This is a genomic window from Saccharopolyspora gregorii (assembly GCF_024734405.1).
Lineage (GTDB): Bacteria > Actinomycetota > Actinomycetes > Mycobacteriales > Pseudonocardiaceae > Saccharopolyspora_C > Saccharopolyspora_C gregorii.
Map to the genome: position 1 here is coordinate 263,326 of NZ_CP059556.1, position 22,911 is coordinate 286,236.

Sequence of the window (22,911 nt, forward strand, 5' to 3'; positions counted from 1 at the left end):
GGGCATTTCGCCTTGATCAGACCGGAGGTCGGATCAGAGCAGGCCGTCCAGCGGCAGGGCCGAGGTGGCCGCACCGGCGACGTCCTCGACGGCCGGGCCGGCGATGTCGCCGACGACCGGCAGGTCGCTCGGGGCCGGCAGGTGGGAGGCGACGTCCTCGACGGGGAGGGACTCGGCCACGTCACCGACGACCGGCAGGTCGGCCGGGGCGGGCAGCGCGGAGGCCACGTCGCCCACCGGGCCGGCCACGGCGCCACCGGCGATGCCGCCGACGGTGTCCACAGCGCCGCCCGCGACACCCTCGACGGTGCCCACGGCGCCACCGGCCACGCCACCGACGGTGTCGACGGCCGGGCCCGCGATGTCGCCGGCGACCGGCACGTCGGAGGCCACGCCGCCCACGGCGTCCAGGGCGCCACCGGCGACACCGGACAGCGCGCCCGCGTCGACCGAGGCGGCGTCGCCGCCGACCGGCAGCGCGCCGGTCAGGTCGTCGACGACCGACAGGTCGGCGGAGCCGCCGGCCACGTTGCCGACCGTGTTCACGGTGGTGTCGACGGTGTTGGTGACCTCGTTGATGCCGCCGAAGGCGACGTCGCCGACGGTGCCGACGATGCTGTCGCCACCGGCGAAGGCGGAGGAGGTGGTGTCACCGACGACGTTGCCGACGTTGACCTCGTTGCCGCTCAGGATCTCGTTGCCGCTGAGCACGTCGTGCACGTTGACCAGGTTGTGCGAGTCGGTCTGCTCGATGTTGACGTTGGTCTCTTCGTTGATGTTCTGCTCGGCGTCGTCGGCCGGGGCGGGGGCGGGGGTGTTGTGCGGAGGCAGCATGCTCAGTTCCGTAACTTCCTGCTCGTGTGGCTGTGCGGGATGCAATTCGTTGATCGCGACGTGCTGGGTGCTCGCGGCGAACTTCTCGACGCTGCTCTGCAGTGAGCGGCCGTATTCGTCCGCGATCTCGACCGGCGCGTAGTCGAGCACCAGCGACGATGCGTGCAGCACGTCCGTCGCGCTCATGTCCCCGAGTCCGGCGTGATCCAGCGTGGCGCGCGGATCGGCGTCGAAGGCAACCTGGGCGTCCGGGCTGGTCACGAGCCTCGTGAGGAACTCGTACAGCGTCGGTGCGTCCGGCTGGCCGGGCGCTTCGTGCGCCCCCGGGGTGGCAGTGGGGGGCTCGGTACGGCCCGGGGCATCATCCGGCTGAGGGTGGGTCATGACTGCTTTCTCCTGGCTCAGCGGAACTCGGTTACGTGTGACCGAGTGAAGGTCGTGCCCGATCCCTCACTCCCGGCGAGCACGCTACTGCGGGGTGTGCTCACGGCCATCGGGTACGACTCCTAGTGATTGGGGGCACTATTAGGGGAGGGGGTCCTGCCTCGACTAGGGGACCCATGGGGGGATCCGTCAGCACTCCGTGATCGAGCACGCGCTAAGTTGTGACGGCCCTGAGCGTCATCGGGTGGTCACTCGACCGCGGGGCCGGACTTCCCGGCCGTGCGTCCCAGCACCGCCGGATGACCCCGGAAGGCGATCGCAGGAAGGGGTTGCATGCCTTACGTCCTGGGGATCCACGTGGGGGCCACGGCCACCTCCGCCGCCATCGCGCGGCGCGACGGCGGCAGGTGGGGTGCGGCCACCCCGCTGCCGCTCGGTGCCGCCGGGCACACCGTCCCCACCGTGCTGTGCCGGGTCCAGGACGGGTCGTTCGTCGCAGGCGAGCAGGCGAGCAAGCAGGAGCTGACCCACCACGAGTGGGTCGTCCGAGGGTTCACCCGCCAGGTCGGGGACGAGGCGCCGCTGCTGGTCGGCAGCGAGTTCATCTCCGCGCAGGCGCTCGTCGCGGCCGTCGTCGAATGGGTCGCCGACACCGTCGCCCACCAGCTCGGCCACCCGGCCGAGCACATCACCCTCGCGCACAGCGCCACCTGGGGACCGTTCCGCGCCCACCTGGTGCGCCAGGCGCTCGCCGCGCTCGGCCTGCGGGACGTGACGCTGGTGCCCGAACCGGTCGCCGTCGCCGTCGACTACGCCAGCAGGCAGCAGGTCGCCGAGCAGGACGCGGTCGCCGTCGCCGACATCGGCGGCACCGGCTTCGACGCGACCGTGCTGCGCCGCCGCAGCCCCGGTTTCGACGTGGTCGGGTCCACCTTGGACACCGGGCATCCCAGCGGGCAGGACCTCGACGACGAGATCTTCTCCCACCTGCTGGCGGAGTTCGGCCCCCAGCTCGACGGGCTCGACGCGTCCGACCCGGCGCACCGGGCCGCGCTGGTCGCGTTGCGGGGCGACTGCGCCCGCGGCAAGGAAGCGCTGTCCTACCACCCGGGCACCACCGTCCGCATCGAACTTCCCGGGCTGCGCACCGACTTCGCCCTGTCCCGCCCCCGCTACGAGCAGCTCGTCCGGTCGCACCTGGAACGGGTGCCGGAGCTGCTGCTGCAGGCCGTGCAGTCCGCGGCGGTGGCGCCGGAGGACCTGGCCGCGCTCGTGCTCGCCGGTGGCACCGCGCGCACCCCGCTGGTCAAGCAGCTCGTCGCCGAACGGCTCGAACGCGCCCCGCAGGTGGACGCGGCACCGGAACTCGTCGCGGCCCGCGGCGCGGCGGCCTCCGCCGTCGGCGTGCTGTCCGCGGTCAGCGACCGCGGTGAGTCCGCCGCCGAGACCAGCGTGCTCGTCCGCGTCGAAGGCCCCGGATCCGGCGGGCTCGACGTCATCGACGGCGAACCCGAGCGCGAAGAACCACCGCGGCCGCCGGTGCAGGTCGAACCGATGTACCTGGAACCGCCGGACGAAGACCGGCAGCGGTTGCTCAAGATCCTGAAACTGGGCGCGGCCGCGCTGCTGATCATCGGCGGCCTGGTGCTGACCATCGTGCAGGGGTTCGGCGGGCAGACCCCGACCAGTCCCGTCCAGACCCAGCAGCGTTGACGAAACCCACTCCCACCCCCAAGAGTGATCCCGCCGAGTGACCCGCGAATCGAGGTCTCCGTGAACCGAGGACTCCTGTGAACCACCGGATAGCCACCGCCCCAGACCTGGTGACCGGGCCCCGCGCCGTCCGGTTGTGGGAGTCCGTCGCGGCAGCTCCCGCCGAACCGGTGCAGGTCGGGATCCAGGCCGCCGGCGGTGCGGGCAAGACCGCGCTGCTCGACGAGCTCGCCGACGCCTACCGGGCCGCCGGCGTGCCGGTCGAGCGGGACGTCCGCCGCGCCGACCCCGCGAGCACCGCCGTGCTGCTCGACGACGCGCACCTGCTCGACGACGCCGCGCTGCGCGCCGCGCGCGAGCTCGCCGCCGACCCGCGGGCGCGGCTGGTGGTGGCCTACCGGCCGTGGCCGCGCGGCGCGGAGCTCGCCGAACTCGTGCACGTCCTGGACCGCTCCGGACCGCCCGTCGTGCTGTCCGGGTACACCGCCGCCGACCTCGCCGCCCGCGTCGAACGCGGCCTCGGCACCGCGCCGCCCGCCGAGTGGATCGACCGGTTGCTCGCGCAGACCGGCGGGGTCCCGCGGCTGGTGGAGGGCGTGCTCGCCGACACCAGCCCGCAGCACCTCACGCCGGCCTCGGTGCCGTCCCGCATCGTCGAGCACGTCCAGCACGAGCTCGCCGCCCTGGGCGAGGTCGGCGGCCGGTGCGCGAGCGCCGTCGCCGTCGGCGCCGCCCCGCACCCCGACGTGCTGGCCTGGCTGCTGGCGCTCGACCCGGCCGACGTGGTGCCCGCGCTGTCCGCGATCCGCGCCAGCGGGCTCACCGACGGGGCGGGCGAGCTGCTGCCGCTGGCGCGCCGCGCGGCGCAGCTGCTCACACCCGTCGACGAGCGGATCGCGATCGCCCGCAGGCTGGTGCGGGTGCAGCTCGACCGCGGCCGGCCGGTGCTGGGGCTGCTGCGCCCGTTCCTCGACTCGGAGACGACCTCGGCCGCGGACCCGACGATGGCCGAGGCCTACGAGCAGGCCGGGGTGGAAGCGGCCGAGCAGGCGCCGGAGCTGTCCTCGCGGTTCTTCGACGCCGCCGTCTCCGCCGGGACCCCGCCCGTCCGGCTCGCCGCGCGCCGCGCCAAGGCCGCCGCGATCGCCGGGCACTTCGACGAGGCGCTGCGGCTCGCCGACGCGGTGATCGTGGACGAGACCGTCCCGGACCGGGCGCTGGGCGTGCAGGTCGCGGCCAGCGTGCTCGCCCACCGCGGACTGCCGGCCCGCTCCGCGCAGTTGTGCCGCTGGTCCGCCGAGCACCTGCGCTGGCCCGGCGACCGCGCCTACGCGGCCGTGTCGCTGATCGGCACCGGGCGGCTCGCCGAAGCCGAGCAGCTGCTGCGGACGGTGCCCGACCCGGGGCCGCCGACCTCGCTGTCCGGTTCCTCCGACCAGCTCGTCGACGGGATCCGCGAATCGATCACCGGCAACCCGGTCACCGCGCTGTCCCTGCTGACCCGGTCGGCGTCGCTGGCCGAACCGGTCGGCGGTGCCGCGCTGGTGCCGGACACGCCGGCCGCGATCGCCACCCTCGCCGCGCTGCACTGCGGCGAGCTCGACGTCGCCGCCTCCGTGGTGGGGCGCGCCATCGAAGCGGGCAGCGGCGGGCCGATGCTCGCCGTGCGGCACCGGCTGCTCGCCGCGTGGATCCCGCTGGCCCGCGGCGACACCCTCGGCGCGCGGGCCGCGCTGGACGCCGCCGCGCCCGCCCCCGACGCGTTGCAGGCGCGGGACCGGCTGCTGGCCACCGCGATCGAAGCGGGCATCGCGAACCGGGACAACGACACCGCCGCGCTGAACGCCGTCCGCGGCCGCGCCCGGCAGGCCATCGCCGAGCACCCGGCGGACCTGTTCGGGCTGCTGGCGCTCGGCGAACTCGCCGTGTCCTGCGCGCGGCTGCACGACCAGGACTGGGTCGAACCGCACCTGGACGCGGCGTTCGCCCTGCTCGCCGAGCTCGGCGACCCACCGCTGTGGACCGGCCTGCTGCGCTGGAAGTGCCTCCAGGCGGCCGTGGTCAGCGAGGACGCCGCGACCGTGCGCACCCACGTGGCCGCGCTGGAGGCGATGTCCGGGCACAACCCGATGTCCGCGGCGATGGCCGCGGCCGCCCGCACCTGGCAGGACGTGCTCACCGGAGCGGTCGACCGCGAGCAGGCCGAGCAGGCGGCCCGCGGGCTGCACGCGGCCGGGCTCACCTGGGACGGGGCCCGGCTCGCCGGGCAGGCGGCGCTGCGCACCGCGGACCGGCCCACGATGCTCGGGCTGCTGGAGTGCGCCCGCTCGCTGCAGGGCAAACCGGCCCGCCCGCGCGCCATCGGCGAGTCCGGCGACGGCGTGCTCAGCGAACGCGAGCGGGAGGTCGCGGAGCTGGTGCTGTCCGGGCTCACCTACAAGCAGGTCGGCAAGCGGCTGTTCATCTCGGCGAAGACGGTGGAGCACCACATCGGACGGATCAAGCAGCGCCTGGGCGCGTCCTCCCGGGAGGACCTGCTGGCCCGGCTCCGCGGGATCCTCGACTCCTGACCACGGATCCGACCGCGCGGACCGGTGCCGCGGCGGTCCGCGGCCCGCGGAACGGCCCGCCCGGGAACCCGGACGGGCCGTCGAGCTCAGGCCCCGCCGCCGAGGGCCAGCCCGGCGCGGAGGGTGCCCGCGATCTCGCTCAGCGCCTCGTTGAACCGGGTGCCCGCCTGCCGCACGTTGCCGAACCCGTGGATCAGGTCTTCGAAGCGCCGCGCCACCACCGGCACGCCCGCCTCGGCGAGCCGCCGCGCGTACTCCTCGCCGTCGTCGCGCAGCGGGTCGAACCCGGCGGTGACCACGTGCGCGGGCGGCAGGCCGCTCAGGTCGTCCGCCAGCAGCACCGACAGCCGCAGGTCGGTGCGGTCGGTGCCGGGGGCCGCGTACTGGTCGAGGAACCAGGTGATGTCCGAGTCGGACAGCAGCAGCCCGCTGCTGAACAGGTCCCGGGAGCGCCGCCGCACCGTCGCGTCCAGCGCCGGGTACATCAGCAGCTGGAACGCCGGCTTCGGCCCCCCGGCCCGCGTCGCGTGGTACGAGACGGCGGCGGCCAGGTTGCCGCCCGCGCTGTCCCCGCCGACCGCGATCCGGTCCGGCTGGGTGCCGAGCTCCTCGGCCCGCTCGACCGCGTACCGGAACGCGGCCATCGCGTCGTCGAACGCCGCCGGGAACGGGTCCTCCGGTGCGAGCCGGTAGCCGACCGAGAGCACTCGCACCCCGGCGGCCTTCGCGAAGTAGCGGCACAGGTCGTCGTGGCTGTCCAGGTCGCCGATGACCCAGCCGCCGCCGTGGAAGAACACCAGCAGCGGGCTGTGCTCGGTGAGCGACTGCGGCCGGTACAGCCGCGCCGCGAGCTCGCCGTCCGGGGTGGGGATGGTGCGCTCGCCGACCGCGACGCCGGGCAGCGGTGCCCGGTCGACGATGGCGGTGGACTCCGCCATCAGCGCTCGGGACCCGGCGGCGTCGCCGTTGGTGAGCTGGGTGCTGCCGGTGAGCGCCTGCATCTTCAGCAGCAGCTGGGCGTCGAGCGCGAGCTCCTGGCCGTCGATCCGCCGCGGCGCTCCCGCGATGAGCCTGCGCAGCGGCCGCGGCAGCGCGAACGCGGCGTGCAACCCGGCGCCGAGCACGTGCGCGCGCAGCCGGGGCGGGATCAGTTCGACGGCTTTCGACATGGCAAGACCTCCCGAGGACGGACCGTGCCCGGGAGGCTACTAGCAGGTAGTCGTGACCCGGGACACTGCCGCGGACCTTTGACTTCGAGTTATCTGGAGGTCGTAGCGTGATCGACGTCCGGCTGCGACCGCAGGACACCGCCGGCCCCCGATGAAAGGATCTGAAGATGACCGTGACCGTGGTGGGGATCGGCGGTTCGGTGCGCCCGGACTCCCAGTCCGAGCGCGCGATGCACGCCGTTCTCGCCGGGGCGCGCGAGGCGGGCGCCGAGGTGCGCGCCATCGGCGGCGAGAACCTGGTGCTGCCGTTCTACGACCCGCACTTCACCGACCGCACCGAGGCCGCGCGGGAGCTCGTCGCCGCGCTGCGCGGGGCGGACGGGGTGGTGCTGTCCTCGCCCGGCTACCACGGCACCATCTCCGGCCTGATCAAGAACGCGCTGGACTACGCGGAGGACCTCCGCGCCGACGAGCGCCCCTACCTGGACGGCCGGGCCGTCGGCTGCGTCGGCGCCGCGTACGGCTGGCAGGCGGCGGTGACCACGCTGCAGGCGCTGCGCTCGGTGGTGCACTCGCTGCGCGGCTGGCCGACGCCGCTCGGCGCCGCGGTCAACTCATCGGAGGCCCGGTTCGAACCGGACGGGACCTGCTCAGACCCGAAGCTGGGAACCACGTTGCGCACCATCGGCATCCAGCTGGTTGAGTTCGCCGAACAGCGCCGCTCCTGACTCCGCACCGCCGGTCGGTGATTATCGGGCGGGCTCGGCGGGTAACCACCGGGGGACATGCCCGAACCGACTGCGCACCCGGTGCGAGGAGGTACGCGATGACCGCCACCAAGTCCCCGATCTCCAGCCCGCTCGGCGACTCCGACCAGGACATCACCGGCAAGGCCTTGCAGGGGACCCTGCTGGACATGATCGACCTGCACCTCGTGGCGAAGCAGGCCCACTGGAACGTCGTCGGCCGCTTCTTCCGCGACGTGCACCTCCAGCTGGACGAGCTGGTCTCGGTCGCGCGCGGCTTCGCCGACGACGTCGCGGAGCGCGCCTCCGCGCTGGGCGTCTCCCCGGACGGCCGGGCGTCGACCGTGGCCGAGGCCTCCGGGGTGCCGCGCTTCGAGGCCGGTTGGCGCACCGACAAGGAGGTCATCGCCGCCATCGTCGACGCGCTGGCGACGGTCATCCGCCGGTTGCGCGGCCGGATCGACGAGACGGACAAGACCGACCTGGTGAGCCAGGACCTGCTGATCGCGATCGCGCAGGAGCTGGAGAAGTCGCACTGGATGTGGCAGGCCCAGCTCGCGGAGTCCTGACCACCCGCACGGCCCGGCCCGGTGCTCGCTCGAACGGAGCGGGCGCCGGGCCGAACCACGTGCGATGAGGGGGCCCGCCGAGCTCGGCGCCCGGCGGGCACGGGGGCGCGGTCAGGCGCGGCGGGCGCGCACGTACTGCTTCGGCCAGATGTTCTCGGCGTGCAGCTCGTCGGCGGCGTGCAGCGGCCAGTGCGGGTCGCGCAGCAGTTCCCTGCCGAGCAGCACCACGTCCGCCGAACCGGAGGACACGACCTCCTCGGCCTGCTGCGGCGAGGTGATCAGGCCGACGGCGCCGGTCGGCACCTCCGCCTCCAGCTTGATCTGCCGCGCGAACCGGGTCTGGTAGCCGGAGCCGACCGGGATCCGCGCGTCGGGCACCGCACCGCCGGTGGAGGCGTCGACGAGGTCCACGCCGTGCTCGGCCAGCAGCCGGCTCAGCCGCACGGAGTCGTCGCCGGTCCAGCCGCCCTCGACCCAGTCCGTCGCGGACAGCCGCGCCAGCAGCGGGCGTCCCGCGGGCCACACCTCGCGCACCGCGTCGACGATCTCCAGCAGCAGCCGGACCCGGCCGTCGAAGTCACCGCCGTAGCGGTCGGTGCGGTCGTTGACCAGCGGCGAGTAGAACTGGTGCGCCAAGTAGCCGTGCGCGAAGTGCAGCTCGACGACCTCGAACCCGGCTTCCGCGGAGCGGCGCGCGGCGTCGGCGAACTGCTGCGGGATCGCGGCGACCTCGTCCTCGGTCAACGCGCGGGGGGCGGCCAGCGCGCCGAAGGCGTTCGACGTGGAGCTGACGGTCTGCCAGCCGCCGTCGGCCGCGGGCAGCGTGCCGTCGCCCTCCCACGGGGCCGTGGTGGAGGCCTTGCGGCCCGCGTGCGCCAGCTGCACGGCCGGGGTGGAGCCCTGCTCGCGCAGGAAGTCGGTGATCCGGCGCCAGGCCGTGACCTGCTCGTCGTTCCACAGCCCGGTGTCGGCGGCGCTGATGCGGCCTTCGGGTGCGACGGCGGTGGCCTCGGCCATGACCAGCCCGGCGCCGCCGACGGCGAACTGGCCGAGGTGCACCAGGTGCCAATCGGTCGGCACCCCGTCCACGGCGGAGTACTGGCACATGGGGGACACCCAGACGCGGTTGCGGATCTCGGTGGCGCCCAGCTTCAACGGGTCGAAGAGATGGCTCATGACACCCATGACGCAGTTGCACGCGCGGGTATTCCGCGCTGAGCGGAACAACGCGCGAGACGTGGGTCACCCGCGTACCCGCCGCGGCTGGGAACCCGCTGGGCGGCGGCCGCGCGCCTCCCGGGAATCCGCGACCCCGGCGGAACCTCCGGTTCGCACCCAGTTCGTTCCCAGGGAATTGGCAGCGCATTCGTGTCGATTCCCGCCGAATTGCGCCGGTAGTTTCGTTCATGTCGGCGCCGAACGGCCCGGCGAAATCAGAGAAGAGAATCGACCAGGAGGTCACCATGGGATTCCCCATTCCGGTTCCCGGCAAGCGCCCGCACTTCCCGCGCCCCGAGCAGCCCGCCCCGGGCCGGCCGCAGCAGCCGCGGAAGTGACTCCGCACCGGAGGGTCGGCGGCGTCCGCATCGCCGCCGCCCCTCCGGGCGTTCCGCGCGATCGCGCACTGGAGAGGTGAATCATGACCGCTGCGCCGGGGATCCGCGAGATCTTCGCCCGGTTCCGCCCGCACCTGCGCCCGGAACGGGCCGGACTGCTGGTCGCGGGGGTGCTGCTGGTGGTCGCCGCGCTGGCCGACACCGCGGCGATCTGGATGTTCATGCTGATCACCGATGACGCGCTGGCCGCCGGCAGCCTCGACGCCTTCTGGGCGCCGGGGGCGGCCTGGCTGGGCATCGCGGTGGTCGGCGCGCTCGCCTCGTTCGGCGGGGCCTACCTCTCCGCGCGCGCGGCGGAACGATTCCTCGTGCGATTGCGCGCGCACGTCTTCGCGCACGTCCAACGATTGTCGCCCGATTTCTTCGCGCGCCGGAGAACGGGAGATCTCGTCGCCCGGATGTCCGGTGACGTGGAATCGGTGGAAAGGCTCGTCGCCTCCGGAGTGGTGGAAACGGGAACCGCTCTTTTCGGCGTCGTGCTGTACGCGGGGGCCGCGCTGTACCTGCGCTGGGACCTGGCGCTGCTGTCCTTCGCGCTCGCGCCCGCCTTCTGGCTGGTGGCCCGGAAGTTCTCCGCCGGGATCCGCGACGCCTCCCGGGCCGAGCGCGCCGCGAACGGCGAGATCGCGAGCACCGTCGCGGAAGGCCTCTCGCACGTCGAGCTGGTGCAATCCGCGAACCAGCAGCAACGGCAGGACGCGAAGCTGCACGCCGCCTCGATGCGCTGGTTCCGCGCCAAGCTGGTGGAGGCGCGGCTGTCCTCGACGTACGCGCCGCTGGTCACCGTGGTCGAGACGGTGTGCATCCTGCTGGTCATCGGCGTCGGGGTCTGGGAGATCTCCGCCGACCGCATCACCATCGGGGGCCTGATGGCCTTCGCCGCCTACATCGGCTACCTGTACCCGCCGCTGCAGGACCTGGGCCGCATCACGATGGCGGTCACCGCCGCCCGCGCCGGGGCGGAACGGCTCGTCGAACTGCTCGACGCGCGGCCCGCGGTGGTCGACGCCCCGGACGGCACCGCGCAGCTGCCGCCGGGTGGGCGCCCCGGCCGCGCCGTCGAGTTCGACCGCGTCGCCTTCCGGTACCCGCAGGCGGCGGAGCACGCGCTCCGCGACTTCCGGCTGGCCATCCGGCCCGGCGAGTTCGTGCTGGTCACCGGGCCCAGCGGGGTGGGGAAGTCGACGCTGGCGAAGCTGCTGCTGCGCTTCTACGACCCGGCGGCGGGGCGGGTGCTGCTCGACGGGGCAGACCTCACCCGGCTGCCGCTGCACGTGGTGCGCGACCAGATCGCGTTCGTCCCGCAGGAGGCGGACGTGCTGCACGGCACCGTCGCCGAGAACATCGCCTTCGGCCGCCCGGACGCCACCCCGGCCGAGGTCGTCGCCGCCGCGCGGGAGGCCGACGCCGACGAGTTCGTCCGCGCCCTGCCGGAGGGTTACGAGACGGTCCTCGGCGAGCGCGGCGCGCTGCTGTCCGGCGGACAGCGCCGCCGCATCGCCATCGCCCGCGCGGTGCTGCGCCGCACCCCGGTGCTGGTGCTCGACGAACCCACGAACGGCCTGGACGCCGAGTCGAAGGCCAACGTGGTCGCGCCGCTGCGCAAGCTGTCCCGCACCCGCACCACCATCCTGATCAGCCACGACCCGGAACTGGCCGAGCTCGCCGACCGGGTGGTGGTGCTGCGCGGCGGGCGGGTGGCCGAACCCGCGCGCCCGCGGAGCCGCGTGCTCAGCGGCGAGCTGCCCGTCCCGGCGGCCGACGACCGGCCCACCGTGCGGCTGCACCGCCCGTGGCCCGCCGGGCTCACCGATCCGCTGCGCGCCCGTGGTGGCCGCGCGTGAACCGGCTGGGAATCCGCTGAACGCCCGGCCCGCGCGCGGCGGGCCGGGCGGAGCGGATCAGGCGCGGCCCACCGCCCGCCGCGCGAAGTGGATCTCCGCGGCGACCTGGCGCAGGGTCTCCGCCACCACCAGCGAGCCGTGGCCGGCGTCGTAGCGGTAGAACTCGAACGGCACCTCCCGCTGCGCCAGCCGGTCCAGGTAGTTCAGGATCTGCTGGATCGGGCACCGCGGATCGTTGTCCCCGGCCAGCACCAGCACCGGCGCCCGCACCTGGTCCACGTAGGTCAGCGGCGAGCACTCCTCGTAGACCGCGGGAACCTCCTCCGGCGAACCGCCGAACAGCGCCCGGTCGTAGGCGCGCAGCGGCTCCATCTCGTCCGCGTACGCCGAGACGTAGTCGGCGACCGGCACCCCGGCGACACCGCCCGCCCACCGCTCCGGCTGGGTGCCCAGCGCCAGCAGCGTCAGGTAGCCGCCCCAGGACGCCCCGGCGACCACGCTCAGCTCGGGCGTGGTGAGCCCGTCCCGCACAGCCCAGTCGTGCACGTGCGCGACGTCGGCGAGCTCGGTGAGGCCCGGCCTGCCCTCGATCGCGTCCCGCCACGCCGAGCCGTAGCCGGTCGAACCCCGGTAGTTGATCTCGACGACGGCGAAGCCCGCGTCCAGCCACGCCGCCCGGTACGCGGAGAACCGGTCCTCGTCCGCCGCGTGCGGCCCGCCGTGCAGGTTGAACACCGTCGGCACCGGCCCGTCGCCCGCGCCCTCCGGCCGGGACACCAGCGCGTGCACCGACTCGTTCGGGCCGTGCGGGACGGGCACGAACACGTCGCGCACCGGCTCGGACCCCGGCGGCCGCTCCCCGGGCGGGGTCAGCAGCACCTCGTCGGTGCCGTCCGCGCGCAGCGTCCGCACCAGCGACGGCGTCGCCGCCGACGACCACGAGTACTCGACCGAGCGGTCCGGGCGCACCGAGGCGCCGCCGACGGTGCCCGCGGGCGTCGCCAGCTCCACCAGCTCGCCCGTCTCCAGGTCGTAGCGGTGCATCGTGGTCCGCGCGTGGTGGGTGTGCGCGATCAGCAGCGCCGTGCCGTCCGGGTACCAGTCCGCGGACACCTCACCGGGCAGGCCGAGGTCGATCTCCCGCTCGGTGTCGGCCAGCACGTCCCAGATCAGCAGTTCTTCGCGTCCGTGCCGCTCGTGCAGCACCAGCAGCCGCGGATCTCCGGCGACCGGCGCGAAGTCCAGCGCGTCCAGCCCCTTCCCCGGCCCGTCCCACTTGTCCGCGACGGTCGCGGCACCGTCCACCCGCAGCACGCGCAGCGCCGGGTGCCTGCTGTCGCCGTGCTCGGAGTGCGACAGCACCAGCAGGCTCTCGTCCCAGGACAGCGCGGACAGGCCGCCGTCCTGCTCGTGCTCGTAGACGACCTCCGGGGCTCCGCCGGCGCGGGACACCCACACCGTCACCCCGTCGTCGGTGGACATGCCGACCCCGGTCACCGTCGGCCCGAGCTCCAAGCCGGCCGGGTAGCCGGGGTGCGTCCCGGGCAGCGCCGGTTCCGGTTTCCCGCCGCTCGCGGCGAAGTCCTCGCTCACCCAGGAACCGAACTCGTCGCCGTCGGTGTCGTCGAACCACCACACCCGCGCGCCGTCGGCGGACAGCGTGCCGTGGAACGTCCCGTTCGGACGGTCGGTGACCTGGCGGTGCGCACCGGAGTCGCGGTCCCACGCGTACAGCTCCCAGGTACCGCTGGCGTTGGAGACGTACAGGCTGCGGCCCGGCGCTTCCCGCGCCCAATCCGGCAGCGACACCCGAGGTGCGCTGAACCGCGCTCGCCACCGGGCCTCCCGCTCGGCGTCGTCGAACAGCTCTTGCGGAATCTTCGCGTCTGGGTACTCGCTCACCCCACGATCCTGCCCGATGTCCCCGACACCGCGCCGCCCCTTCCACCCGCCCGAGGCGGATCACCGGAACCGGGCAACCCCGCACCGCCGCCGCGCGTCACCCGGAGTCGAGGAACAACGCGAGGGAGCTGTGGGTGGAACTCGGAACAAGGACCCTGATCGGCCTCGTCGGGCTGGGTGGTGCGCTCGCCGGATCGGTCGTGGTGACCGCCCCCGCGGTGGCCGCCGCCGGACCGGCCGCGCCCGCGGCCTGCGAGATCCGCGAACTCCCGCTGCCGCCCGGCACCACCGAGGGCGGGGTAGCGGGCGCCAGCGCGGACGGGCGGACCGCCGTCGGCCGGGCCGTGGGCCACGACCCGGTGCAGACCGAGGTCGGCGTGGTGTGGCGGGACGGCGAGATCGTGGACCTCCCCGCCGACCTGCCCGATGCGCTGACCGACGTGAACTCCGCCGGGGTCGCGGTCGGTGGGATCTTCGACGAGTACGGCGAACGGCGGCCCTACGTGCTGCGCGACGGCGAGGTCCACGTGCTGCCCGGGCACGTGACGCCGCGCGGCATCAACGATTCCGGCGTGATCGCCGGATTCCGCACCGATGCGGCCGGGGAGCTCCCGGTCGTGTGGAAGCCGGGCTCCGACCAGCCCGTCGACCTGGTCGGGCCGCGCGGCATCGCCACCGACGTCGCGGCGGACGGCACGGTGGTCGGCACCGTCGACGGCGACACCCCCGACGCCCCGACCGACGGCTACGTCTGGCGGCCGGACGGCACCGGCGCCCCGCTCCCGCGGCCCGCGGGCGTCGCGCCGAACGCGCACCTGGAGGCGACCGGGATCAGCGGGTCGTGGGTGTTCGGCGACGGCCCCGACGGCGCGATCCGCTGGAACCTGGACACGGGGGCGGCCGAGTCGCTGCCCGGCACCATCGCGGGCTCGGGCGCGATCAACGACCGCGGCGTGCTCGCCGCGCCCGCCGGCTCCGGTCAGGACGGCGTGCTGGTCGACGGCGAGCAGCGGACCCCGCTGCCCGGGATGAACGGCTGGCAGGTCGCCCCGCGTTCGATCAGCCCGGACGGGACGGCGCTCACCGGAACCGCGGGGATGCTCAAGGGTCCGTCGAAGCCGGTCCGCTGGACCTGCGCCTGATCGACCGGCGGCACCGCGAACCGGCCTCCGACGCGAGAACGGCCGGCCGGGTGCTCCCCGCTACGGGGAGCACCCGGCCAGCCCGTCCGTGGTCGGTTCGAGCACGCCGGTGGTCACCGTCGCGCATCTCCGAAAGGCGCGGCGCACCGCTGGGACGCGGGGTCCCGTTACCCGGGACCGTTCCGCTCCGCGAATGCGCGGATGGGCGTCGCGAAGTGGGCGAGCACCGGTGTCACGCTTGAAATGTCGTCACCGGTAAGTAGCGACCAAGTAGAAGCCGTCGGACCTCTCCTCGCACTGGTAACCGACGATTCCTTCGTCGCCGCGGTGGTCCTCTCCGGCTTTACCGCACTTCTCCATGCTGTCGTACGGGCCGAATTCCTTGTCGACGTCCGCGAGCGCCGTACCTGCGCCGAGCGCGGCGGTACCGGCACCGGCGGCGCAGAGGACGAGTGCGCAGATGCTCTTGCGAAAACGCATGAAAACTACCTCGTGGATCGACTTCAGTTGCGAGCGAGTGATGCTACGGGCGCGAGAACACCGGAACGGTTGATGACCGAGTCGATTCCGCAGTGGAGGGAAAATCCTCGGCGTCCCCGTGGGCGGAAACGGGAGCGGATGAAAGCGTAGTCCAGTTCAGCGGTCGCGTCCTTTTCCGGGCGATATGCCGGAAGTGCCGTGGAATGTGCGGTGCTGCCGCGGGCCGTCGTCCGCCGGATACCGCGGGTGCGGCCTGGGGGAGTCGGCGAGCGTCGACTCGGCGCCCGCCTGCGCCGAGCGCGGGCCACGCCGAACAGCCGGTGGGCGGCAGCACCGCAGGCCCGTGGGGCCTCGCCGGGATCGCCCGGCAGTGGTCCCAGCACGAGAAAAGGGCCTGGCCGGAACTCCTGCTGGAGTCCTGACCAGGCCCTCTACCTGTCGGGGTGGCGGGATTTGAACCCACGACCTCTTCGACCCGAACGAAGCGCGCTCCCAAGCTGCGCCACACCCCGATCACTCAACGGCGAACATCTCGGGTGCTCGTCCGCCGCTGAGCAAAGTCTAGCGGATGTTCGCGCGGGCCCCGGAAGGGGGGTTCCCGAACAGTCCGGAGGCCTTCGGCGCGGCGCCCTGCGAGCGCGGGACCAGCGTCAACAGCGTCGCCTCCGGCGGGCAGGCGAACCGCACCGGCGCGTACGGGGAGGTGCCCAGCCCCGCCGACACGTGCAGGTGCATGTCGCCCCACGTGGAAGCGCCGCGGGCCCGTGCCCGGTCCAGCTCGCAGTTCGTCACGATCGGGCCGTAGCCGGGAACGCGCAGCTGCCCGCCGTGGGTGTGCCCGGCCAGCACCAGGTCGTACCCGTCGTCGGCGAAGGCGTCCAGCACCCGCGGTTCCGGCGAGTGCGTCAGGCCCAGCCGCAGCTGCGCCTCCTGCGGCGGGTCGCCCGCGATCTTCGAGTACTTGTCCCGCTTCAGGTGCGGGTCGTCCAGCCCGGCCACGTGGATCCGGATCCCGGAGATCTCCACGTCGTGCCAGCGGTGCGTGACGTCCGTCCAGCCGCGTTCGGTCATCGCCGCGCGCAGGTCCCGCCACGGCAGCGGATCGCCGTGGATGCGCTTCGTCTTCGCCGAGGGCAGCAGGTAGCGCGCCGGGTTCTTCGGCTTCGGCCCGTAGTAGTCGTTGCTGCCGAACACGAACACCCCGGGCCGGTCCAGCAGCGACCCCATCGCGCGCAGCGCCGCGGGCACCGCCTGCGGGTGGGCGAGGTTGTCGCCGGTGTTGACCACGAGGTCGGGGGCGAGTTCGTCGAGGGCGGCGACCCAGCGCTGCTTGGACCGCTGGTTCGGCATCATGTGCAGGTCGGAGATGTGCAGGATGCGCAGTTCCGGCGCGCCTTCCGCGAGCACCGGCACGGTGGCGCGGCGCAGCGTCCAGTGCGTTCGTTCGACACCTGCGGCGTAGCCGAAGGTCGCGGCACCCAGTGCGCCGCCGGCGAGCATGATCCGACCGAGCTTGTTCACGTCGCCCAGCCTACGACCGGTGGCGGACCCGCGACGCTCGGGAGGGCTCCGCCCGATCACCACCCCAGGCACCCTGAACAGCAGCGGCCCCCTGTCGTTCCCCGTCGGCGGCGAAGCCGCTGAGCAGCGAGCGCGTACCCGGGCCGACCACCCGCCCCACCTCGCGGCAGGAGTCGGACGGCAGGCGATCAGGCGGCGGTGGCGTAGCGCCAGTAGGCGAGGGCGTACACCCGGCGCCGGTCCAGGCCGAGCTCCTGCTGGCAGTGCTCCCGGATGACGTGCACGGCCTCGGCTTCGGCGCCCACCCAGACGTCCGGCCGCGGCCCGAGATCCGCCGCCCGCACCGCGTCCGCGAGCACCGAGCTCCGCCCGGCGGGGGCCCCGTCCCGGTGCAGCCAGGTCCACTCCACGTCCGCCCCGGTGCGCACCTCCTGGCGCTCGGCCGCGTCGGCGACCTCGGCGAACACCCGGACCCGGGCCCGCTCGTCCAGTTCCTCGACCATCGCCAGCATCGCGGGCAGCGCCGTCTCGTCGCCGGCCAGCACGAGCCGGTCCGCGGCCGGGTCCGGCCGGTAGGAGGGGCTCGGGCCGACGGCGACGACCTGCGACCCGCTCTCCACGTCGCGGGCCCAGGTCGAGCCCGGGCCGTCGTGGTCGTGCACCACCAGGTCGATCGCGAGCCGCCGCCGCGCCGCGTCGAACCAGCGCACCGTGTACGTGCGCTGCTTCGGCTGCTGCTCCCGCGGCAGCGCGAAGACCTCGGCGCGGTCGCGGCCCAGCGGCATCGGCTGCCCGGGCCGCGGCAGGCAGAGCTTGATCCGCTGGTCGCTGCCGGTGCTGTCGAAGTCGGCGAGCTCGTCGCCGCCGAGCACGACCCGCACCATCCGCGGCGTGATCCGCTCGACCTCGTCCACCCGCAGCAGCCGGTACCGGGACCGCACCCGCCGCGTGCTCGCCTGCGTGTTCGTCACAGCAGCCGAGTGTAGGGAGCCGGTCAGGGCGGGAAGATGCCCGGCGGGATCGGCACGAACGGCGGATCCGGCTGCTGCTCGCCCGGCGGCCGTCCCGGTTCGCCCGGCGCGGGTGGCGGTGGCGGTGGCGGTGGCGGGGGTTTCGGCGCGGTGGACGGCGGCGGCACGTACCCGGTGCTCACCGACAGGGTCACCGTCTCGCCGGGCAGCGCGAAGCCGCGCGGCGTCTGGCTGGTGACCGAGCCCTTGCGGCGTTCGCTGTTGACCGAGCGCTGCTCGACCTCGTAACCGGCCTTCTCCAGGGTGCGCTTGGCCCGCTCGGCGCTGATGCCGACGACGTTGGGCACCTGGAACTCGTCGCCGCCGTTCTCGTAGCGGTCGGTCACCTCGGGGAGCTCCATCGTGGGCAGGCCCTCGTGGATCTTCGTCATGGCTTCGAACCAGGTCCGCGCCGGGACCTTGCCGCCGTAGATGTTGCCGCCGTTGGCCCCGCACAGCGTCGGCGGTGTGCTGTCGCAGATGCCCTGCGGGTTGGTGCCGTCGGAGAAGGTGAGCACCGAGCCGGCGAACTGCGGGGTGGCGCCGATGAACCCGGCGGACTGGTGGGCTTCGGTGGTTCCCGTCTTGCCCGCGATCGGCCGCGACCAGCCCGCGCTATTCGCGGCGCCGTACGCGGTGCCGCCGGCCTGGTCGTCCTGGCTCATGCCGACGGCCATCGCGTTCGCGAGGCCCTCGTCCACGGCTTGCTCGCACGGGTCCTCGGTGATCGAGATCGGGTTCCCGTTGCGGTCGATGATCTGGTCGACCGGCGTCGGCGGGCACCAGGTGCCGCCGCTCATCAGGGTCGCCGAGACGTTCGCCAGCTCCAGCGGGCTGGTGGGCCCGAAACCGAGCGTGAACGCCCCGATCTTCTTCTCCTTGACCACGTCGGCCATCGACGGCCCGTTGGCGCCGTTCGGGGCGAGCGGGTCGCCCTGGAAGTTCGAGTGCAGCAGCGTCTGCCGCATCCCGAGGCGGGTCGCCATGTCCACCGTCTGGTCCAGCCCCACCCGTTCCTGCAGTGCGACGAAGGCGGTGTTCGGCGAGGTCGCGAGCGCCTTCTGCAAGGTCCGCGGCCCCGGGTTGACGCCTTCGGCGTTGCCGACGGTGTAGGGCGCCGACCCGTTGCGGTACACGGTGGAGGTGTAGTGGCCGGGCGCCTGGATGGTGTTCTGGATCCCCATCCCCTTCTCCAGCGCGGCCGCGGCGGTGAACACCTTGTAGACCGATCCGGCGCCGAACTTCGCGACGCCGCTGGGCAGCGGGTACGAGGTCTGGCCGCGTTCGGCGTCGTTGCCGAAGTCGCGGTTGGCGACCAGCGCCCGCACCTCGTGCTTGTCCTTGCCGGGTTCGACGACGGCCATCACGTTCGCGATGCCCTTGGTGTCGCGCGGCACGTGCTTCTCGGCGGCCTGCTTCGCGGCGTCGGTGGCCTTCTGGTCGAGGGTGGTGCGGATCGTGTAGCCGCCGGTGCGCAGGTCCTGCTCGGCGAACCCGGCGTTCTGCAGGTAGTCGATGACGTACTTGCAGAAGAAGCCGTCGGCGGGCCCGGCGCCCACGCAGTTGTTCGGCAGCGTGTTCAGCGGCGAGACGAGCCCGAGCGGCGCGGCGCGGGCGGCGTCGGCGGTGCGCCGGTCGATCCGGTGCTGCGCCTGCATGGAGTCGATGACGATGTTGCGCCGCAGCGTGGCCTCGTCCGGGTTCGTCGCCGGGTTCAGCGCGCTGGGGCTGTTCACGATGCCCGCCAGCAGCGCGGACTGCGGCACGTCCAGCTCGTCCGGGGTGGTGTTGAAGTAGGTGCGGGCGGCGGCGGCGACCCCGTAGGTCTGGTTCCCGAACGGCACCACGTTCAGGTAGCGGGCGAGGATCTCCTGCTTGCCCAGCCGCTTCTCCAGCTGCAGCGCGATGCGGATCTCCCGCAGCTTGCGCGCCGGGGTCTGCTCGACGGCCTTGGCCTGCTTGACCGGGTCGTCGGCGGCGACCACGTGCACCTGGTAGTTCTTCACGTACTGCTGGGTGAGCGTGGACCCGCCCTGGGCGATCTCGCCGGACATCTGGTTGGTGACGGCCGCGCGCACCGTGCCCGCCCAGTCGACGCCCTCGTGCTCGAAGAAGCGGCGGTCTTCGATCGAGGTGATCGCCGCCTTCATCTGGTCGGAGATCTGGTCGGGCGCCGCGGGCGTCCGGTTCTGGTCGAAGAGGTAGGCGATCGGCACCCCGGCCCGGTCGGTGACCGTGGTCACGAGCGGAGGGTCCTGCGTCATCAGCTCGGAGGAGAGGTTGTTCACCGCGTCACCCGCGCGGTTGGACACCACTCCGAGAGCCCCGGCGGCCGGGAAGAGCATCCCGGCGACGAGAACTCCGGCGAGCACACACAGGCCGAAGAGCTTCAGCAAGCTGTCCCGGACACGCACGACGGCAAGACTAAGTGGTTTTACCGACATCAACACGCCGGTGTCAGGCGGTTCCGCCCGATGTGATGAGGGTCAAAGATAACGGAGCGACAACCCTTGTTTGGTTGTGGAACCGAGGGGCTCTAAAGTTCGTCCACGTCCAGCGACAGCATCGTTACGGCGCACCATGCGCCGCGGCATCCGGTGCCGGGGGGCTCCGGACAAAATTCGGTCGCCGACGATCCAGTGAGGAGCTGGGGGAGCCTTATGTTCGAGCAGGGGGACTGGCGGGTTCAGGCAGCATGCCGGGATGAGAATCCGGACCAGTTGTTCGTCAGGGGAGCTGAGCAGCGCAAAGCGCGAATGATCTGCTTCGGCTGCCCGGTGCGGACGGAGTGCCTCGGAGAGGCGCTCGACAACAAGATCGAGTTCGGCGTGTGGGGTGGAATGACCGAGCGGGAGCGGCGCGCGCTGTTGCGCCGCCGTCCGGAAGTCCGCAACTGGCGGGAGCTTCTGGAAGCCGCTCGGGACGACTACGCCGACATCGACGAGTACCAGGTGGGCTGATTAGCCCGTCGTGATCACGGTCCGGGCGGCTCGTTTTTTCGGGCCGCCCGGAAACCCGTTCACTCGTTCAGCGCAATGGCGATCCGACGGATTGTGATCACCGGATTGCGCATTTTTGCTGCCAGGAATATTTGGATTATTCCGCCGCGAGTCGCCGGCCGATCTCCCGCAAGCCGTCCAGATCGTGCACGTCCGCGGGAAGCGCGGGCACGCCCACCAGCGCCACCTCCGGGTGCGCGCGGGTGAACCGGGCGAGCATCCGCCGCTCCCGGTCGGCCACCGCGACCCGGTCGGCGTGCACCCGCAGCACCGCCGCGGTCAGCGGGGAGGTTCCGGCGGCGTCCAGCTGCTCGGCGGCCGACAGCGCGCGGCTGCCCGTCAGCTCCGCGAACACCGGATGGGTGCGGTTGGCGACCAGCCCGGCCAGCGGCATGCCCTCGGCGGTGAGCCGCTCCACGAAGAACGACGCCTCGCGCAGCGCGTCCGGCTCCGGCGCGGCGATCACCACGAAGGACGTGCCGGGGGAGCGCAGCAGCCGGTAGGTGTGGTCGGCGCGCTCCCGGAACCCGCCGAACGTCGAGTCGAAGGCTTGCACGAACGCGGAGGCGTCGGCCAGCAGCTGGCCGCCGATCACCGTGGACACGGCCTTCGAGAACATCCCGAACCCGGCGCCGACGATCTTCCGCAGGCCCTTGCCGCTCGCCTTCGCCGGCGAGGACAGCAGCTTGATCAACCGGCCGTCGAGCACCGTGGACAGCCGTTGCGGCGCGTCCAGGAAGTCCAGCGCGGACCGGCTCGGCGGCGTGTCCACGACGATCAGGTCCCACTCGCCGGAGGCGGCCAGCTGGCCGAGCTTCTCCATCGCCATGTACTCCTGCGTGCCGGAGAACGACGTGGAGATCGTCTGGTAGAAGGGGTTCTCCAGGATCTGCCTGGACCGCTCCTCGCCCGCGTGCGCGAGCACCATGTCGTCGAAGGTGCGCCGCATGTCCAGCATCATCGCGTTCAGGTCGCCGGTGGGCTCGAAGTCGTCGAGCACCACCTGCCGCGGCTGGTTGTCCAGCTCCCGCATGCCCAGCGCCTGCGCGAGCCGCCGCGCCGGGTCGATGGTGAGCACCACGGTCTTGCGGCCCCGCTCAGCGGCGCGCACCGCCAGCGCGGCGGCCGTGGTGGTCTTGCCGACGCCGCCGGAGCCGCAGCAGACCACGACGCGGTTCGCCGGATCGTCGAGCAGCCCGTCGACGTCGAGCGCTGCGGGCCTCGTCATCGCGACCTCCCGACGCCGTGCTCGGTGAGGATCTCGGCGAGCTCGTAGAGCTCGGCCACGTCGATCCCGGCGGTCAGCTCGGGCAGCCGCACGCTCGGCAGGTCGGCGGCCGCGAGCCGCTCCTCGGCCTCCTGCTCGGCCCGGGAGCGCACCGCGTGCTCCACGGTCTCCTCGGTGAGCGCGTCCAGCAGCTCGGCGTCCGCGGTCACCCCGGCCGCTTCGAGTCCGGTGCGCAACCGGTCGGCGTCGACCCGGCCTGCCGCGGCGGCGGCCACCGAGCGCGCGGGCAGGTGCCCGGGCCGCACCCGGTTCAGCAGCACCGCGCCGGGGCGCAGCTCGGCCGCGTCCAGCTCGGCGACGGCCTCCAGGGTCTCCCGCACCGGCAGGTCCTCCAGCAGGGTCACCAGGTGCACCGCGGTGTCGCCGGAGTGCAGCAGCCGCACCACGCCCTCGCTCTGGCCGCGGATGGGCCCGACCTTCGCCAGGTCGGCCATGGCGCGGGTGACGTCCAGGAACTTCACGACCCGCCCGGTCGGCGGCGCGTCCAGCACCACCGCGTCGTAGACGTGGCGGCCGTGCTCGTCGGTGCGCCCGACGCACTCCTTGACCTTGCCGGTGAACAGCACGTCCCGGAGACCGGGGGCGAGCGTGGTGGCGAACTCGATGGCGCCCATCCGCTTCAGCGTGCGCCCGGCGAAGCCGAGGTTGTAGAACATCGACAGGTATTCGAGCAGCGCCGGTTCGGCGTCGATGGCCAGCGCCCGCAGCTCACCTCCGCCGGGGGCGGCGGCGATCGTCTCCTCGGCGTAGGGCAGCGGCGCGGTGTCGAAGAGCTGCGCGATGCCCTGCCTGCCCTCGACCTCGACCAGCAGCACGCGGCGGCCCCCGGTCGCCAGCGCCAGCGCCAGCGCGGCGGCGACCGTGGTCTTCCCGGTGCCGCCCTTGCCGCTGACGATGTGCAGCCGAGCGTCGTTGAGTTCGGCGTTCCATCCGGTCACACGATCAGCGTAGGTGGGGTCCGGGGTCGCTGTCTCCCGCACGTAGCAGCCATCTCCAGGTCGCACATCGGTAGTTCTGCGTAGGCGCGGACGCGTGGTGCTCAGGTGCCGCGGCGGCCGGGGTCCGCCGGCCTGAGTAGTTCCGCCCGCCGGTGGGCGCGTTCCGGAGGTGGGACGCGGTGGCGG

General features: G+C 73.3%; 17 protein-coding genes and 1 tRNA gene. 7 read left to right on the forward strand and 11 right to left on the reverse strand.

The window, feature by feature from the left end:
- Positions 1–33 precede the first annotated feature (33 nt).
- Entirely contained in the window at positions 34–1,218 is a 1,185-nt protein-coding gene (locus tag H1226_RS01240; protein WP_258345119.1) for an IniB N-terminal domain-containing protein, read from the reverse strand.
- A 333-nt stretch (positions 1,219–1,551) separates the two neighbouring features.
- Here H1226_RS01240 and H1226_RS01245 point away from each other — a divergent pair, with 333 nt between their 5' ends.
- Together H1226_RS01245 and H1226_RS28030 are read left to right on the forward strand one after the other, a co-directional pair.
- Positions 1,552–2,931, forward strand: coding sequence for an Hsp70 family protein (locus H1226_RS01245; RefSeq protein WP_258345121.1), 1,380 nt, complete (start codon positions 1,552–1,554; stop codon positions 2,929–2,931).
- Positions 2,932–3,008: 77 nt separating this feature from the next.
- A complete protein-coding gene (locus tag H1226_RS28030) occupies positions 3,009–5,501 on the forward strand; it encodes a LuxR C-terminal-related transcriptional regulator (protein ID WP_309148770.1) in 2,493 nt (830 codons plus the stop codon).
- A gap of 86 nt (positions 5,502–5,587) precedes the next feature.
- Here H1226_RS28030 and H1226_RS01255 read toward each other — a convergent pair whose 3' ends face one another.
- Positions 5,588–6,670: an alpha/beta hydrolase gene (locus tag H1226_RS01255; RefSeq protein ID WP_258345123.1), complete on the reverse strand. Its 1,083-nt coding sequence runs from the start codon at positions 6,668–6,670 to the stop codon at positions 5,588–5,590.
- A gap of 167 nt (positions 6,671–6,837) precedes the next feature.
- Between H1226_RS01255 and H1226_RS01260 the strand changes: the two genes are divergently transcribed.
- Together H1226_RS01260 and H1226_RS01265 are read left to right on the forward strand one after the other, a co-directional pair.
- Positions 6,838–7,398 carry an NADPH-dependent FMN reductase gene (locus tag H1226_RS01260; protein ID WP_258345125.1) on the forward strand — a complete coding sequence of 187 codons (561 nt, stop codon included), beginning with the start codon at positions 6,838–6,840 and terminating at the stop codon, positions 7,396–7,398.
- Between the two features lie 98 nt (positions 7,399–7,496).
- Positions 7,497–7,985, forward strand: coding sequence for a Dps family protein (locus tag H1226_RS01265; RefSeq protein WP_258345127.1), 489 nt, complete (start codon positions 7,497–7,499; stop codon positions 7,983–7,985).
- A gap of 111 nt (positions 7,986–8,096) precedes the next feature.
- Here the strand turns inward: H1226_RS01265 and H1226_RS01270 are convergent, their stop codons facing one another.
- On the reverse strand, positions 8,097–9,161 hold the full coding sequence (locus H1226_RS01270) for an NADH:flavin oxidoreductase/NADH oxidase (RefSeq protein ID WP_258345129.1): 1,065 nt from the start codon (positions 9,159–9,161) through the stop codon (positions 8,097–8,099).
- A gap of 463 nt (positions 9,162–9,624) precedes the next feature.
- Between H1226_RS01270 and H1226_RS01275 the strand changes: the two genes are divergently transcribed.
- Positions 9,625–11,445, forward strand: coding sequence for an ABC transporter ATP-binding protein (locus H1226_RS01275; protein ID WP_258345131.1), 1,821 nt, complete (start codon positions 9,625–9,627; stop codon positions 11,443–11,445).
- A 57-nt stretch (positions 11,446–11,502) separates the two neighbouring features.
- On the opposite strand, the gene H1226_RS01280 is transcribed toward H1226_RS01275, so the two are convergent.
- Entirely contained in the window at positions 11,503–13,347 is a 1,845-nt protein-coding gene (locus H1226_RS01280; protein ID WP_258345132.1) for a S9 family peptidase, read from the reverse strand.
- 134 nt (positions 13,348–13,481) lie between these two features.
- Between H1226_RS01280 and H1226_RS01285 the strand changes: the two genes are divergently transcribed.
- Positions 13,482–14,489: a hypothetical protein gene (locus H1226_RS01285; RefSeq protein WP_258345134.1), complete on the forward strand. Its 1,008-nt coding sequence runs from the start codon at positions 13,482–13,484 to the stop codon at positions 14,487–14,489.
- Between the two features lie 249 nt (positions 14,490–14,738).
- On the opposite strand, the gene H1226_RS01290 is transcribed toward H1226_RS01285, so the two are convergent.
- From H1226_RS01290 to H1226_RS01310, 5 genes are all read right to left on the reverse strand, one after another.
- Complete coding sequence (locus tag H1226_RS01290; RefSeq protein ID WP_258345135.1) at positions 14,739–14,969, reverse strand: hypothetical protein; 231 nt, start codon at positions 14,967–14,969, stop codon at positions 14,739–14,741.
- A gap of 438 nt (positions 14,970–15,407) precedes the next feature.
- A tRNA-Pro gene (locus tag H1226_RS01295) sits at positions 15,408–15,481 on the reverse strand.
- A gap of 49 nt (positions 15,482–15,530) precedes the next feature.
- The gene (locus tag H1226_RS01300) at positions 15,531–16,469 is read right to left on the reverse strand and encodes a metallophosphoesterase (RefSeq protein ID WP_258349313.1); all 939 of its coding nucleotides are present in this window, start codon (positions 16,467–16,469) and stop codon (positions 15,531–15,533) included.
- A 209-nt stretch (positions 16,470–16,678) separates the two neighbouring features.
- Positions 16,679–17,461 (reverse strand): siderophore-interacting protein, encoded by a 783-nt coding sequence (locus H1226_RS01305; RefSeq protein WP_258345136.1) that lies wholly within the window; start codon positions 17,459–17,461, stop codon positions 16,679–16,681.
- 23 nt (positions 17,462–17,484) lie between these two features.
- Positions 17,485–19,914, reverse strand: coding sequence for a transglycosylase domain-containing protein (locus H1226_RS01310; protein WP_258345137.1), 2,430 nt, complete (start codon positions 19,912–19,914; stop codon positions 17,485–17,487).
- Positions 19,915–20,160: 246 nt separating this feature from the next.
- Here H1226_RS01310 and H1226_RS01315 point away from each other — a divergent pair, with 246 nt between their 5' ends.
- Positions 20,161–20,460, forward strand: a complete 300-nt coding sequence (locus tag H1226_RS01315; RefSeq protein WP_184483638.1) for a WhiB family transcriptional regulator — start codon at positions 20,161–20,163, stop codon at positions 20,458–20,460.
- Between the two features lie 136 nt (positions 20,461–20,596).
- On the opposite strand, the gene H1226_RS01320 is transcribed toward H1226_RS01315, so the two are convergent.
- On the reverse strand, positions 20,597–21,727 hold the full coding sequence (locus H1226_RS01320) for an ArsA family ATPase (RefSeq protein WP_224957243.1): 1,131 nt from the start codon (positions 21,725–21,727) through the stop codon (positions 20,597–20,599).
- Complete coding sequence (locus H1226_RS01325) at positions 21,724–22,725, reverse strand: ArsA-related P-loop ATPase (RefSeq protein ID WP_224957244.1); 1,002 nt, start codon at positions 22,723–22,725, stop codon at positions 21,724–21,726. Before H1226_RS01325 ends, H1226_RS01320 begins: the two co-directional genes overlap by 4 nt.
- Positions 22,726–22,911 lie beyond the last annotated feature (186 nt).